Origin of the sequence: Ktedonosporobacter rubrisoli, from assembly GCF_004208415.1 — a bacterium.
GTDB lineage: Bacteria > Chloroflexota > Ktedonobacteria > Ktedonobacterales > Ktedonobacteraceae > Ktedonosporobacter > Ktedonosporobacter rubrisoli.
In genome coordinates this window covers 8,713,983-8,729,333 of record NZ_CP035758.1, presented here as the reverse complement: position 1 = coordinate 8,729,333, position 15,351 = coordinate 8,713,983, and the positions used below count along the sequence as shown (strand labels likewise).

Annotated in this window: 15 protein-coding genes; 3 read left to right on the top strand and 12 right to left on the bottom strand. The window is 49.7% G+C overall.

Going from position 1 to position 15,351, the window contains the following annotated elements:
• Window position 1: 1 nt before the first annotated feature.
• The 7 genes from EPA93_RS37910 to EPA93_RS37880 all read right to left on the bottom strand — a co-directional run bounded on the left by EPA93_RS37910 (window position 2) and on the right by EPA93_RS37880 (window position 7,708).
• The gene (locus EPA93_RS37910) at window positions 2–268 is read right to left on the bottom strand and encodes an RNA polymerase sigma factor (RefSeq protein WP_129892503.1); all 267 of its coding nucleotides are present in this window, start codon (window positions 266–268) and stop codon (window positions 2–4) included.
• Window positions 178–585, bottom strand: coding sequence for an RNA polymerase sigma factor (locus EPA93_RS51160; RefSeq protein WP_422877905.1), 408 nt, complete (start codon window positions 583–585; stop codon window positions 178–180). The genes EPA93_RS37910 and EPA93_RS51160 overlap by 91 nt, the downstream gene beginning before the upstream one ends.
• A gap of 372 nt (window positions 586–957) precedes the next feature.
• Window positions 958–1,725, bottom strand: a complete 768-nt coding sequence (locus EPA93_RS49330; RefSeq protein WP_207229305.1) for a hypothetical protein — start codon at window positions 1,723–1,725, stop codon at window positions 958–960.
• A 212-nt stretch (window positions 1,726–1,937) separates the two neighbouring features.
• Window positions 1,938–3,002, bottom strand: coding sequence for a hypothetical protein (locus EPA93_RS37895; protein WP_129892501.1), 1,065 nt, complete (start codon window positions 3,000–3,002; stop codon window positions 1,938–1,940).
• Window positions 3,003–3,141: 139 nt separating this feature from the next.
• On the bottom strand, window positions 3,142–5,565 hold the full coding sequence (locus EPA93_RS37890) for a transglutaminase TgpA family protein (protein ID WP_129892500.1): 2,424 nt from the start codon (window positions 5,563–5,565) through the stop codon (window positions 3,142–3,144).
• Between the two features lie 143 nt (window positions 5,566–5,708).
• Window positions 5,709–6,350 carry a histidine phosphatase family protein gene (locus tag EPA93_RS37885; RefSeq protein ID WP_129892499.1) on the bottom strand — a complete coding sequence of 214 codons (642 nt, stop codon included), beginning with the start codon at window positions 6,348–6,350 and terminating at the stop codon, window positions 5,709–5,711.
• A gap of 2 nt (window positions 6,351–6,352) precedes the next feature.
• A complete protein-coding gene (locus EPA93_RS37880; protein ID WP_129892498.1) occupies window positions 6,353–7,708 on the bottom strand; it encodes an MFS transporter in 1,356 nt (451 codons plus the stop codon).
• A 345-nt stretch (window positions 7,709–8,053) separates the two neighbouring features.
• On the opposite strand from EPA93_RS37880, the gene EPA93_RS37875 reads away from it, so the two are divergent.
• Window positions 8,054–8,353, top strand: a complete 300-nt coding sequence (locus EPA93_RS37875) for a GlsB/YeaQ/YmgE family stress response membrane protein (RefSeq protein ID WP_129892497.1) — start codon at window positions 8,054–8,056, stop codon at window positions 8,351–8,353.
• 415 nt (window positions 8,354–8,768) lie between these two features.
• On the top strand, window positions 8,769–9,062 hold the full coding sequence (locus EPA93_RS37870; protein WP_207229304.1) for a GlsB/YeaQ/YmgE family stress response membrane protein: 294 nt from the start codon (window positions 8,769–8,771) through the stop codon (window positions 9,060–9,062).
• 150 nt (window positions 9,063–9,212) lie between these two features.
• Here the strand turns inward: EPA93_RS37870 and EPA93_RS37865 are convergent, their stop codons facing one another.
• The 3 genes from EPA93_RS37865 to EPA93_RS37855 form a co-directional block, all read right to left on the bottom strand.
• Entirely contained in the window at window positions 9,213–9,515 is a 303-nt protein-coding gene (locus EPA93_RS37865; protein ID WP_129892496.1) for a hypothetical protein, read from the bottom strand.
• Window positions 9,516–9,605: 90 nt separating this feature from the next.
• Window positions 9,606–10,388: a cupin domain-containing protein gene (locus EPA93_RS37860; RefSeq protein ID WP_129892495.1), complete on the bottom strand. Its 783-nt coding sequence runs from the start codon at window positions 10,386–10,388 to the stop codon at window positions 9,606–9,608.
• Window positions 10,389–10,566: 178 nt separating this feature from the next.
• Window positions 10,567–11,262: a sigma-70 RNA polymerase sigma factor region 4 domain-containing protein gene (locus tag EPA93_RS37855; RefSeq protein WP_129892494.1), complete on the bottom strand. Its 696-nt coding sequence runs from the start codon at window positions 11,260–11,262 to the stop codon at window positions 10,567–10,569.
• A 487-nt stretch (window positions 11,263–11,749) separates the two neighbouring features.
• On the opposite strand from EPA93_RS37855, the gene EPA93_RS37850 reads away from it, so the two are divergent.
• Window positions 11,750–12,472, top strand: coding sequence for a universal stress protein (locus EPA93_RS37850; protein WP_129892493.1), 723 nt, complete (start codon window positions 11,750–11,752; stop codon window positions 12,470–12,472).
• On the opposite strand, the gene EPA93_RS37845 is transcribed toward EPA93_RS37850, so the two are convergent.
• Complete coding sequence (locus EPA93_RS37845) at window positions 12,473–14,605, bottom strand: thioredoxin domain-containing protein (protein WP_129892492.1); 2,133 nt, start codon at window positions 14,603–14,605, stop codon at window positions 12,473–12,475.
• A 359-nt stretch (window positions 14,606–14,964) separates the two neighbouring features.
• The gene (locus tag EPA93_RS37840; RefSeq protein ID WP_129892491.1) at window positions 14,965–15,288 is read right to left on the bottom strand and encodes a hypothetical protein; all 324 of its coding nucleotides are present in this window, start codon (window positions 15,286–15,288) and stop codon (window positions 14,965–14,967) included.
• Window positions 15,289–15,351: the final 63 nt, after the last annotated feature.

The following is a 15,351-nucleotide window of genomic DNA, read 5'->3' as shown; positions in this document are numbered from 1 at the left end:
CTCATCCTACCTGTTTTATTCCACATTGCAAAGTTTTGCGCAATAATTGCACGCCTCTATGGGCATACACCTTGACAGTTCCAACGGGTCGACTCAGTATCTCCGCTATTTCTAGATAGTTCAATCCATCAAAATAGTACATACTCACAACCACCCGATAATGCTCAGGCAGCGTAGCTACCAGTTCCTCAAGCTCGCGCCTTTGCTCAGCATGCTCAAAGAGCTTTTCTGGCTGCTCCTCTTCAGCATCTTCCAGCTCAAGGAGCATATTCTCGCCGGGCCCTCAAGTGGCATTGACGGCGGACTCTTAGATCTCCCCGTATAGTTACAATAGACGCTCCAGGCGACCTTATAGAGCCAGGGGCGAAGCTTCAGGCATAATATACGTTGCGCGCTATAGCGCTGTAAAGCCAGATATGCACGCACGAACGCCTCCTGCACAATATCTTCGGCATCCTGTGGACTCCTGGCGCGTCTTAAGACAAAAACATAGAGCTGGCGCCAGTACAGCGCGACCAGCTGCTCATAGTAGCAATCGAGATCTGTTGCCAACAGGGTCAGAATATCTTCACTACCCGGTTGCATAGCTTCCACCGTATCTCTCTCGTTTTCGTCTCAGCTATTGAAACACAACAAGATCCAAAATGGTTACACAGTCAATCTGTCTTCTTCTCCCCTTGACCATTATCTCATTTTGGCACATGTTCTACCAATAATAGCTCTATGCATCCTTGAAGTCCGAGAGTAGCGCCAGGTCCGCTATTGCGCGTGCTTGGAGCCTGGCTTGAGTGCCATCTGCAAGCAGTTTTGTTTCTTTATGCATTTAGGCGAAAAGTCGGTGTCGCAGCGCTCCTTTCCTGGAGAGGATATATTTCCTCATCTAGAGAATATCCTCTCCAGGGTTACAAAGTTTTCGTCAAAGCTAGCCATCTGCGCAGAAAAGCGTATGGCAAGCTGTCAACGAATACGTATTTTTCCGCGCCTGAGTACATATATGGAAGCATAGAACAGGACAGTAAAGAGCAGAGAGCCCCCTATAATCATTCCGATGTCGTGGCCTATGACCGAGAATATGCTAAAACCAATGATCTGGACTATATTGCTGCTCGCACATCTTCCTCTCAGGGCGCGTGGCTGATCTTCGCCACGCTCATCAGGAGCAGAGGCAAGCGGAACAGTAATTATCACTCTGCTATGCAATACCCTCTGCGTGCTGGCTTGAGCAAACACAGCTCGCGGCGTTGGATCAACAGTCGGTGGCATCTGCCCTGTAGACGTTGGGGTAGGACCCGGAGCTACCGTTGACGTTGGTGGAGCTGCCGTGGGGGTTGGTGGAACCGGCGTCGGCGTGGGGGTGGGAGGCATCGTCGGCGTGGGTGTCGGCGACACAGGCTTTTGAGTTGGCCTGGGCGTTGGGCTTGGCTGTACTGGCGTCGGCGTGGGTTGATCCTCAACCTGCGTCGGTTGAGCAGCGGAACTATCAGGTGGGGTAGCAGGTGGAGCGAGTATTGGCTCAGATGCGGCCTGGGTAGAGGAAAGTGGAGGCACTCCCAAGCCTCCTGGCTGATCAGAATTATGGCTATTCTCATCTGGATCTGGTATGCTCTGCCTCTTTTCCACAGGCGTAGCTCCGCAGGGCGAGAGCGTATCATCGTCAGTAGCTATATTAGCTTTTGTGCCGTTTTGCTTGATCTGCTGAGCTGCTGCATTGCTCGTGCTTGCCACCCTATCAGCACTCAGCAGGCGCGGAATATCTATTACAAATAGAAGTAGGGATATGCTAATACAAATAAGAAAAGAGGCTCCAAGCACTTTTAGTGCTTTTTTTCTACACCCTATATTCCACAAAGCCATCAATATATCTAACATTTCCTTCTTCTACAACCTCCTCCGGTATATTGACTGCCCCAGCCCTTTCCATAGTATTTCAGTATGCTTCAGGTACCAGGAGTCATATGAGCAGCATCTGGTGTTACATAGGCTAAATCTGCATAGCGATCATATTGTTGTGCTAGAGAGTTATTAACGCGTTGCTGTTGAAATTGCTTCAGGATACATTCTAGATACATCGTACATTCCAACGGACGGCGGACTTCAAAGACTTCGCGCTGCGGCCAATGCTCGGCCTGAAATACTATCGCTTGATGGAGGCGCGACACGCGCAGAAGACGCTCATAGCCTAGCATGTACTGGCATTTTCGCCCAAGATGGATCAAATGTTTGTTGGTCAAAATCAGCAGACCATGATCTTTCATTAAGCATTCATGGGCCTCATCTAGCGCTTCGCGATACAGCGTGGCGGATACGCAGTAGTGTGCGCATTCACCGGGAGGCAGACGGATAGGGACATCTACCAGAGGCAAGGGCTCTTCGTCTAATTGGCGCGCCAATTTATCAACATCAAAGCCGTGCTCCTGACGAGAATAGACTGCTTGGAGCGATCCCAGCTTTCGGATACGCAACTCTTGTTGTTGCGAGCGCGTCGGAGGAACAACCACAGGCAGAGCAAAAGGTTGCATCTGCTCTTTGCGCCAATGCTCATCCTCATCCAGAGGAGACGAGCCAGCCCCGGCCATCTGCGCGGCGGCTGCATTTGGAAAGTTCGCGGATGCAGGAAAATTATAAGAAGCAGCAGGGGCTTCACCAGGCAGATTTGCTGCGAACTCGCTGTCGTTCTCTTGCTGGCCACCTACTACCTCGCCTTCCTCGGCAAATGGCTTTACAGAGTCAGAAGGCACTCTGCTAGAGATATATTGCTGAAGGTAATCTACCAGCCGCTTCACGTCCTCCACTGTGATCACGCTGCGCAAAACAACCTGGGAGTCTTTGAATTGTAATTTGAGGCGGGCAGCAGAAATATTCAGGACTCGCGTATAAGAGGCATGCACATGGACAACGTTACCCAGAGCATAAACGGTGCTATCTATTTCAAGATAGTCTTGATAGAGCCGCAATAGCCGCCCCCACCCATATCTACATTCGATCAGCGGTCTGGATTGCATATACCCAACCTCCCCACATGATAATAGGGCATCTCGCCCTTACCATAAGAAACGAGGAAAGATAAGGTATAGTAACACGAATCAATATATATAAAACAATAGATGCATAAGGTGCGGGATCTCCCTACTTATGCAGCGATTAGCGCTTGATTTTACGCAGAATACCTTGTAGAAACATTGATCGTAACAGAGGCCAGAGCTGCTGCGCCATCTTTTCGCGCTGATTTTGCGGAAGGTGTATTGGACGTCCCCACCGCTCTCTGACAAAGAGCTCAGTCAAGTGATGGATAGGTGCCGCTCTGTGCGGGAAGTGCTGGCTGAGCATCGCACTATACTCATAGGGAGTTTGCCAGGTACGAGGTGCATGCCCGGTCCAGCTGGCCAGGTGACAGAAACGCCAGAACAGGGCCGCCGCAGCCGAATAGCCAGCATAGAGGTTGCGCCACCAGTAGGATACAAGTGCCAGCAAGAATACCAGTAGCGAAATCAACAGGAAAAGGATCGATCCTCCTACAAGAATTTCCGCGCTTAGCACGGGATGATCGCTTACGGGAGCTTGAGCTTTAGCGCTGGCCTGCTGATGGCTTACAGGAGCTGTTGGCTTTTTAACAGGAGCCGTGGCACCTACAGTAGGATTGGGTGCAGGCGTCTTCGCGACGGGAGGCGTGCTAGCATGCTGGATCTTAGCTACATCCAAGGAATAGCCGGGCGTTGGATCAAAATTCACCCAACCATAATTGGGAAAGTAAGCCTGAACCCAGCTATGCGCATCGCTTCCATTGACTACCCATTCTTTGCCCTGGGGATCAGGGCTCCCCTGGCTAAAGCCATTGACGATACGGGTCGGAATGCCCAACTGACGCGCCATCACGGTCATCGCCGTGGCATAATATGTGCAGTAACCAACATGCTTGCGCAAAAGCCAATCCACCGCATCTATATTATTTGGCACAGGCGGATTATCCACAGAATACTTAAACACGTTAGGATCGCTCAGGTGCGATTCTAGCGCCTTCAGAGCCGAATAAGTATCTCCAGCCCCTTTGGTCCACTGGCTTGTCAACTTTAATACTTCGGGAGAGAGATCATGAGGCACCTGCACATAATAGAGCGAGATTTGTGTATAATTTGCGTCCGACTGCCAGAGCTGCGGGCTTAGCGAAGGCAAAGGAATATTCGAGAGGGTCTGCTGATCGCTCACCGGCGGCTGGGAAACAACGCGATAGCTCTCCCCATTGCTCAGGGCTTCTTGCTGCGTCCAGGCACTGGTAATTCCATTCGTATAAACTGTCGTAGGTACGTCAAAACTTACCGGATGGGGAGGTGAGAAGATATAGTGCCTTGGCCCTTGGGGAGCCACAATAATCGTTACCTTCGTCGTGACCAGCGAGGTTCCTGAAGAGATATTATCACTTGGCTGGATCTCATTTGCATTGAACTGGCGTGTATCAGTGCCATCTTGTGATGAAGTCCAGGTATGCCCATTAAACTGATCATAGGTAAAGCCCTCAAGATAGGTCGGACCGGCAGTACTGGTATAGCGCAAGACTTCACCAGGGGGTAGATTGACAGTTCCAGTAACCGTCAGCTGATCGCTAAAGAAGTTTGCCGAGGGCTGATAGGGCTGAAAGATTGCCCCTGGATTTTGCCACGAGACCCGATTGTTTACAATATTCGTCCAGGCATTATCGATATAATTCCAGAGCACCTTACCCGTATTTGACTGCGCCTGAATCGGCATAAACCAGCTTATAAGCATAATGATAAGCGTCGCCGCACAGGCAAAACGCAAACCACGCGCCAGCAGATTTCGTCGCCAGGCCTGATCAGTATATAAGCCATCCCTTACCCACGTCGCTATCTGGGTGGATATATGCATATGCGCAACAAGGATTAACAAGGCTCCTAGCAGAATAATCGTCAGATAATAATAGCTTTCCGAGACATAATTTAGGTTAACCAGCATAATGGAACAATAGACAAGAACCACCAGCCAGGGAAGATGTGCGCGATAAACAAGCCAGCTGCCAAAATAGCCAAGAAAGTACGTCAAAAAAGCCAGATAGAAGAAAAAGATAATCTCGCTGGCCGCAGTTCCCCCAACCGCCAATCCGCCGGTCAAAGTTTCCCGCAAATCTATTAATACCTCTTGCCAGGGAATATGGAAGGCTAGCGAGTTTGTCATCCAGATCGAGAGCCAGTAGCCAACCAGGCAGGCTGCTAGATGCAAGATGGCCTGGGAAAAACGGGGTAATTTAGCAATCAGCACTCCGACGAGCAAACCAATAGCCGGGCTCAAGAACAGCAGATTAATATGGTTTACCCAATTGACTGCGATGATCGAGAAAACAACACTATAGAGCGCTACGGCCAGCAAGATTAAAGGCAGCCAGCCCTCGGCCGGAGCCAGTTTTATGCGGCGCCAGGACCATCTAGTCGTGGCTTTCGCAGGTCGATAACTACTATACGGATTAGGGGGATGCGGCGGCTGAACCGTCGCACTTCTAGGGTTCTTAACCTCAACTTTCGGCGAACGATGGGTATCAAGCACACTCGACCGCATCAAGCACTCCTCAATATTAGGATATTCCAAGTTGTTTCTCTAAAGGGCAGTATACTATGTAAACCGCTTAAAAGCTTTGAATTAGCTCACATCTGGGACCAAATATTCATTGATGAGCCCAAATTTAATCATATTATACAAGATCATTTGTGCATCCAACGTGCCTGAGACCATCCCAGATGTGCATGACTATTTACTAAGCGTACCACAGGTGAAGAGATCTGCCAATCCACAACGCTTATTGTCGCCGGATCAAGGAAGATGCGCGAGGTAGAGAGAAGAGGAAGGCCAAGGGCCAGGCATAGACATAGTTTTATCGGCCCCACATGCGATACCAGTACTACAGTTTGCTCTGTATGCTTATTGGCCAGACGGGCTAAAACCGCTTCGATACGCAGGCGCGCCGCCTCCAGGCTTTCGCCCTCGGGAGGGGCCGCAGCCGGATCAGCTTCCCAGACTTGCAGCAGCCGGGCATAGTCCTGACTATGGACCATAACCTCCTGGCGGCTCATGCCTTCCCATTGCCCGAAGCTTACTTCTTTCAGCTCTTCTATAGTCTGTACGGCGAGCTTATGGCGGGCGGCAATCGGTAGTGCGGTCTGATATGCTCTTTGCAAAGGGCTGCTATAGACAGCCGCCACGGGCAATATAGCCAGGGCTTCGGCAAGCTGGCTGGCCTGCACCTCACCCTTCTCCGAAAGCGCATCATCACGTAACCCAATATAGCGAAACTCACGGTTAGCCAGCGTCTCCCCATGGCGAACGAGTATGAAGCGCGTCGGCATGGCTATGCTTTCCTCCTACCAAAGAAGACTAATAGTAAGCTAGGACAAATTACGAGGCAGGCGGCACCAAAGACAAACGAGGCCGAGAGGCTTACATGATCCTGCAGCCAGCCGGCAGCGCTGGGGCCAATGCTAAAGCCTATACTCCACGTCACCGAATAGAGACCGCTCAGCATTCCCCTGTGCCGATCAGACACCTGCTCCATGGCAAAGGCTGCATAGACGGGATCAATCAGCATGCGCAAGAAAGAGCGCGCATATTCGCCAGCAATTGCCAGTTGCATATTGGGCGCAAAGCCTATCAAAACCATCAGTGGTGCTGTGACATATTGTACTGTCGTCACTACACGTAGCTTACTCCAGCGTTTAACGAAAAGCGGAGCAGTGAGGGCAAAGACACCCCCAATCACACCTGAAACTGTAAAGATTACTCCCAGGGGTCCCGGCAAAAGATGGAAGCGTAAGACAAAATAGAGCTGAATCAAGGCCACAACTGCCCCTTCGCCCATCGTAAAGAGAAGATCGGCCAGCAGCAATTGCACAAAGAGGATGACAATTTTGAAGCGCGAGTCCTTAGAGGCAAGCTGCGTTGCTGCTGAGGCCGCAGCTCCAGAGGTAGCTTCGATTGCCTTTTCGGTAGCCTGGCCTTCGGCGAGGAGCGCCGGCTTCTCTTCCTCGGTCTTACGGCGCTTCGTATCGCGCAAGAACCAGAGCGGCAGCCCGAAAACAAAGGTAAAGGACGCGGCGGTCAGTACGCCCCAACGCAACGGCTCGGTGCTCGCCGCCGTCACATGCATGATACCTGCCACAAACTCGGGTATCGCTCCACCCAATAAATTGCCAAGTGCGCCCACACCCAGCAAAAGAAAGCTGTTTAAGGCCAACACCCCTACGCGCTGATTTTCTGTTGTGCTTTCAACCAATAAGGGAAGATTCGTTACCCAGTAGGCAGTTGAGACGACGCCTTGCAACAAAGCCAAAGCTAGCAAGAGGGGCGCAGCCGTCACCAGGCCAATCATGGCCAGGAACAAGGGTGTAAGGATGGCAGAGATTACTAAGACTGGCTTCCGTCCCAGACGATCGGCAAGCATTCCAAAAGGTACAGCTCCGATCAGAGCACCAATCGCCGGCATAGCGCTAAATAAGCCGATAAAGTCGGGATGATAGCCCAGGCTATAGGCGTAATAGTTAAGCGTAAGGGTTGCAATTGTAAGTTGAAAACCTTTGCCAAGGGTAAAAAAGAGCAACAAATAGACATTAGTTGGCAAATGCAAAAATGATAAGAGAAATTGTGTTTTCCGTGGCGCTTTGTTATTATCCTGAACAACCGTCTCAGGGGTATTTGATACCGAGGACATACAGATAAAACTCCTGAAAGTAGACCGCAACAATATTCAAAGAGTATCATATATCTCTGCGTTAAAGCAATGGACAAAAGAACAGTTATCCACTCACACGCATGTCCTCTTCTGCCATCCGTCTCTGTCCCGATTGCCCAACTTGAGCCCAGTCAGAACTTAGAGAAAGCTTAGGATGGGTTAGCATCATCTTAAAATCGTATTGTTGACTTGTTTATACAGTTTTTTTAAGTTATTCTATATGCATAAGGGCTGATCACATCTAGTCATTTATAATTTAAGCAAAACGCCTGGATTACGTTTCTACTAGCAGCTTTTTCACAAAAGATATAAGGAGAAACAAAGATGGCATCTATCATAGCTCTTGTGTTTGCGGCATCGCTTAATCCCGGCGGCATCATTGCCTGGATTGTTCTCGGGTTAATTGCCGGAGTCATTGCCAGTCTGCTGATGCGCGGCGGCGGCTATGGCATTATTGGTGACATCATCGTAGGCATCGTCGGAGCATTTATCGGAGGCCTGATTATCGCCTTGATATTCCCCAATGAGTCCTTTGGCTTCTGGGGTAGTCTGATCGTTGCGATCATTGGTGCATGTATCCTTATCGCGATTTTGCGCGCAGTTGCACGTGGGCGCACAGCCTAAAAAAACAGTGGAACAGTTCTAAAGGGCACTCTGGCGGAGTATAAACAAGAAATAACCCAGCTTCCACGAGTCCTTCCGCCCTCGTTATCCTGAAGACATGCGTCATCCCGAAAATTTTTGAGCAGGGGTTGCAAGAGGCAAAACTCCTTGATTGGGGATGCCCCTCTGCTGGAGAGAGGTAAGTGAGGCCGTGCCGCGATCTTGCGGATTGAGGCTTCATCCTCTTCACGCCCTGGCGTGTCGTCGCAGGCGGCACACAAAAATGAGAGATGATGCATGTCTTCGTGTTTTGGCTACACACGTTCCACAAGCTCCCCACAACTCTTGCTTACTTCATGCGTATACACAGTGACGCATATTATTGCTCTGCATAAACAAGGTGGCACATAAAGAGAACAGAGAGGAGCTTGTTTGTATGACGGTTATCAGAGTGCCTGATATCGGAATGATTCTACAGCCGGGTGGCCTTATCGCCTGGCTGATTGTTGGACTTATCGCAGGCTTTTTAGCCAATGTGCTTGTGCGTGGTCACAGCTCTGGTTGTATAGGTAATATCATCGTTGGTCTCATTGGCTCAGTTATTGGCGGCGTGCTGGCCAGTATGCTGAATCTAGGAACATTCCGCTTTATCGGTAGCATTGTGATTTCTTTCATTGGTGCAGCAATTCTAGTTGCGCTACTGCAGTTTATTACAGGCAGCCGGAACTAGAGCGCAGGCATCCAGAGGCGCAGTTGTTCACGGCCTGTGCTTGCCGTGAACAACTATAACTTGCTTATTTCGCGCCCACACCTAAAGGTACGCCCGCGGCTTGCACCTGCTCCTTCTGCTCTGCCGCAGCCCGCACAGCTTTCAGCACGCTCACCCCTGGCTCGAGCTTGCTTGAGCTCCGTAAGGCTCCGCCCAGGATTTCCTGTTGCTCCACATTAGTACATTCCCTTTTGCCAGCAAGCCAAGGGCATAAGAGGGCGCGTGGTCCACATAGGTGCCAAAGAAGATGAGGAGTTCGGCAAGTTTGAGTGCGAGCAGGGGTGAAATGTGCTCCTGGCGCTGCGCTTCGTCCTTGATAAGATTGCCAGGCGCTGCATGATCATGCAGCTTAGCGCAGTGCTCCCGAATATACTCCATCCCCTCTTCCAGACCCAACCCGTGCAGAAACTGCAAGAACAGCTGCTCATTATATACTCGACTGACTCATTGTCTCTCCTTACTAGCGGCACCATGCTGGCAAGGATATTCAACGTTTACTGCTGATTAGCGCGCGATAGACAGCCCGGTAATCACCAGTTCCGCATCAGGCAAGTACACAGACAAAGTATACATGCCGGGAGATACAGCTTTAAAGACAATATTACCCAGGTCATCTACCTGGGTAAACATGGGGGGCATATGATGACCATTTACCTCATCTTGTCGGGCCTGCGTCCCTACTGTACGCGCTAATTTGACTGTAAGGCCCTCCAAATCCTCGGTAGACTCGGCGGGATCGGTACTGGAAAACAAGCCAAGCAGCAGCGTCTCGCCGCTAGCAGATCTTGAAAGATGCAAAGAGATATTCATACTCTCTGCCCGGTATTGGCGTGGCCAGGAGGGCTCGTTAACATTAGCCGGCTCACCACGCGTCACAAATTGTGGCTGCCAGGGCACTAACTGAGCAAATATACAACGCAGGCCAGTATACAACTTATTCTCGCTAGTTGTTTGTGGAAAAGGTTCAAAATCGGCAAGAACCTGGTGGATCTCTGCAACCTCGTTAGCACATAATGGGCATTGTTCAACATGTTCAGCGATGGCTACCACTTCATCGGCCGGCAACAAACCGGCACAGTAATGATTGAGTGCTGTTACATCGGGACATTGGGAACGATAGAGTCGGGAAAGAAGAAAGTCATGGGGTCGTCGAAAATCGTCAAGCCGCTGTTGACAGATCGCACATTGCTCAATATGTACCTTTGCGAACTTCGGCAAAGGCTCGTTGTCAAGGACGTACCTCAAAAGAGCCTCATCGTCAGGGGCCATTGAGTGTAAACAGTCCATCGTTAGTGATTCCTTATGTAGTCTCATTTCTACTATACCGTTTATCTAAACTATTTATTTCTCACTTAGCTGCCTTTCTCCATCCCCATCGCTGTATAAACGACGGTGCAAGCGTTTTTTGCACTTCATTATCAAAATATATTACGCAGAGAAGAGCCCAAAGGTATACAGATCCTCATTAACCGTCACTACTCAATCGCCAACGAATTTTATCAGCATTGCGCAGAATACGCTCCATAATATTGCGCTTCAAGCGATAAATCTCATCCTCGCTGCTGAACTCGCTGGGGCAGTAGCGAATGATCTCTCGCGGCTTGAGATTGCAGTGAAAATGGAGATAAGCTATACGCTTCTCCCTTTCAGCCGGCAATATACTCTTCACGACCTCCCAGAGCTCATTTTCATAATAATGATCCTCAACCAACGGTTCATCGGGATGACCATAATCAGGAATTGGCTCTTCCTTTGGCCGGGAATACGCACGTAGTGTATCCATAATAGCACAGTTAAGGCATAGGTGTAAGTAGCTAAGCGCGGCCGCCAGGGTCGTAAAGGTCAACTTCTGCTCGCTCACCGCACGCCAGAAACGGGCGAAGGCATCATCGACATAGTTTTTCTCGTCAGGCTCATAGCGCAAAGCCGTTTCGCGATGTGGGTGGCGGCTTAGCCAGATATAGAGGCTCTCGCAAAACAATTGTTGCAGAGCCATCCAGGCCTCGTCGTCGCGATGCATAATCGCGCGGCGCAGGATTTCCAGGCAATACTGATCGTCGCATGTCTCCTTACGCCGATAGCGGGCCATTTCACGCTTGCAATACTCTACAAGTGTCTTAAGGCTCATTTCCACAGGCGGCTTGTCCATTCTGATACCCATCTTTAACCTACTTCCCCTCCAGCAGAGCTGAAGCATGGTACAGTTCTATACCTACTTTTCTCTTCCTTACGAAAGAGACGTAAATTTTTATGTTTCTTCAAAAAGGTACTTCCACAGTTTATCAAGACTCTACTGTAGGAATGAATGGTAGTAGTCGCATCGCTAGATAGATTGTTAACGCAATACAAAGACTATGCAAGCGAGGAACATATTGCAAAATATCCGCAAATTGGTGTAAAATATATTACACATATTCCTCTAGCTTAGATGAACAAAAAGCAAAAGTCAATATAAACCCAACAATTGGTCAGCGATGCTTGTTACGAAGTGTGTATACCCAGAAACGATACACAGGTCCTATTTCTTGCCTCGGTATACCAAAACAAGGTATACTCTATACATAGAGGTTACTATCAAATCGGGCGTCGTACAATGTCGCATGTAACCAAGAAAAAGTGAAGAGTCACACAAAAAGATTGTGACAGCCATGAACAAGCGTATCTTGCTAGGCGTTGATGCCGATCTCTCCCTTACGACTCAACAGGCTTTATGCATGATCGGAGAGTTCATTGAGCAAGCTGCACCGCACAGCCACCTGATTCTTCTCAACGTTATACCCAGCGTTCAGGTGGTAGCGACGCATCCAGGCTTGTATGTTGGGCAAGTGCTGCCTGCTGTAGCTCCTGCTACGCAGCGTGGCCAGGCCGAAGATGTTTTGCGCAAGGCGCGCATCATTCTACAAAAGCAGGGTATCGAACTACCCTATACCGAGTGCATTGTACGTTCTGGAGCTCCGGCTGACGAGATTGTGCGAGCCGCACGGGAGTTGCATGTTAGCTTTATCGTTGTAGGAAGCCATGGAGAGTCGTTTAAGCAGCGCTTCCGGCGTATATTTACCGGTAGTATCTCGCATCGCGTCCTTCAACTCGCCCCTTGCCCCGTGATGGTTGTCGCTCCCCCCAACATTGCTCAACCCGATAATCTCGTCGCCTGGTATGAAGATGCTATTAAGCACTACTTAAACGAAAATACTGATGCTCTGGCGGTTTTCACACCGGAGCAAGTGGCCAAACGCTTCGCCCCGTCAAACAAAAATACTCCAGGTCACAAGGAGTTGCAGGCCGCCTCCCGCGCCCTGGAGCAGTTGGCGCAGAGCGGACGCCTTTGCCGTCACCAGGTAAAAGGCGAGTTACGCTATGTTAACGATTAATTACAGCAGGTGCTTCAAGTCTTCTGCTGTATTCACCGGCTCCTGACAGGCAAACTGCTGGCATACATAAGCCGTGGCCTTCCCGTTTTTCAAGGGCCGATCCTGCAGAAGTGGGATGGCGCTCACTACTTCTCTATTCTCAGGAGCCGCACAGGCCAAAACGCTATTGGGCAAGTACCTGCTATTGACGCACTCTAGCAACGCGCGCGCCTCGGGGCTCTCTGCATCGCCCACAATGGCAATTTCCTGGCTCTGTGAAAGTGCGAAATCTAATGCTCCCAATACGTGGCCGAAAGCCTGCGGATGCTGTATCATCAGTTCAGCGAGAGCTTGCAGGTACTTCTCAGCGTACTCACGATACTCTATATAACCCGTAAATGCTGCAAGACGTAACAGCACACCTATGGCAACACTATTGCCAGCCGGCGTAGCATTATCCATGATATCCTTTGGCCTGCTTAGCAAGGCCTCGTGGTCGTTGCCAGTGTCAAAGAAACCGCCGTTTTGCCGGTCTGCAAACAGATCAAGCGCCTGATCCATGAGCTGACGCGCCTGGCTAAACCATTGTGGATCAAGGCTTGCTTCATAGAGCGCTAGCAGCCCATCGGCCAGGTATACATAGTCTTCCAGATAGCCATTAAGATGAGCTCGGCCATCTTTGTATGTACGTAATAGACGCCCAGCAGGGCGTAGTTCGCGTAATAAAAAGTTGGCATTGTTGATGGCCACCTGCAGATAATCAGGTCGCGAGAGATAACGCGCAGCCTCGGCAAAGCTGCGCAGCATTAGCCCATTCCAGGAGGTCAGAATCTTCTCGTCTCGTCCTGGCTTTATACGCTGCTCCCGGGCCTTGAAGAGCATCTCCCGATCCCTTTTGAGCATTGCCTGTAACTCATCAAGGCTTATTTGTGCATCATCGGCGACCTTTTGTGCAGTCTGTTGTATATGGAGAATGTTCTTTCCTTCGAAATTGCCATGCTCGCTCACACCATAATACTGCATAAAGCTGGGAGCATCTTCTACCGGCAGTAGAGCTTTAATTTCTTCTACAGTCCAGGTAAAGAATTTACCTTCCTCGCCTTCACTATCTGCATCCTGGGTCGAATAGAATCCGCCTTCTGGCGAAGTCATTTCGCGAATTACATAGTCTAATGTCTCTTCTACAACACGCCTATATAAAGGCTTATTGGTGACCAGATAAGCATGCAGATACAGGCGGCTGAGCAGTGCATTATCATATAACATTTTTTCAAAATGCGGCACCTGCCACTCAGCATCCACTGAATAACGATGGAAGCCCCCGCCTAATTGATCATAAATACCACCATAAGCCATACGCTGCAATGAGAGCTCTACAATATCTAGTTCGGAATGCTTCTTTAGCACACTTTGTGTATCAAGCTCGCCTTTTTGGCGATGGAGGTGCATGCGCAATAAGAATTCCAGGACCATCGTATTTGGAAATTTAGGCGCTCCCCCAAAGCCACCATAGATGGAGTCAAAGTCAGCTGCCAGCTCCTGGCAAGCGGGCTTAAACATTTGCAGGGGGTCGCTTGCGGCAAATTTGTGCTCTTCGCTATGCAAAGGTGCATTGCTGCGCCGATTCAAATACTCTGCCAGCTGGCTTGCCTGCTCCTCTACATCCTGGCGTCGCGTCTGATAAGCACTTGCCATGCTTAAGAGGATGCGTGGGAAACCCGGCATGACCTGTCTTCCATAGTGGCGATCGTGCGGTGGATAATACGTTCCCCCATAAAAGGGGCGTCCGTCAGGGGTGAGAAAGACAGTCATCGGCCAGCCACCCTGTTGCGTCAGGGCCTGGACAGCTTGCATATATATGCTATCAACATCGGGGCGCTCTTCTCGATCTACTTTGATCGACACAAAATGCTGATTCATCAGCGCGGCAATCTCTGGATTCTCGAACGATTCGCGTTCCATTACATGGCACCAGTGACAGGCCGAATAGCCCACACTTAGCAAAATAGGCTTGTCTTCTTCTTTCGCCTTGCGTAATGCTTCTTCCCCCCACGGATACCAATCTACAGGATTATGCGCGTGCTGCAGCAGGTATGGACTTGTCTCATTGATGAGCCGATTCGTATACTTATGCTGACTCTGCGTATCTGACATAATTCCCTCTCCCTATATGTAACGCTCATTGCGACTAAGGCATTGTATCATATGGACGGTTAGCCGTTGCGAATTTGCATACGGCATGCTGCCAACCCTGGCTCTTGCCTTTTCTATCGCTCTCCGCCTAATTGGTCAACCTCATCCTCTAATCCCACTCTATACAGCGCTGCATATGATATACTCTTCTTTTCCCATTATAGTATGTTAGAACGCATAACTCTATGTGATCGATGCTTATCTTCAGACTCACCAATGTTATAGCCAGCTTCTACGTTTGCCTGGCCGGCCTTTTCCTGGTATCCCTTGAAACGGAGACAAGCCGGCCAGCTTGATTATTCTGACAGAGATGCCAAGGGTTAGAACATGATAAAGGGTACGCCTGGCACTCTATCATGAGCATATTTAGCACGCAGAGCAGAGGTGGTTTCATTACGATAGGTCCATACGTTTTTTTTCGGGTCAACTCCGGCAATCTTACAGGCTTCACTAAAATTTGAGACAAATCCTAATTTGCGATAAGAACACAATTGTTCATGTAATAACTGCAACCCTATCCACCATCCCTTCTGACCAAACCAGCCCCATCTTCTCCCCGGCCATACCTCAATACGCATTAGTTGCTGCTGGACAGTGCTCGCCGGGGTAGCACTCTTCTCAACCTCTTCGCCGTTGTAAAACACGGGCCACTCCTTTCATGCTAAATGAGAGATACCTATACTATATTCACTACGATTTGAGCCGAA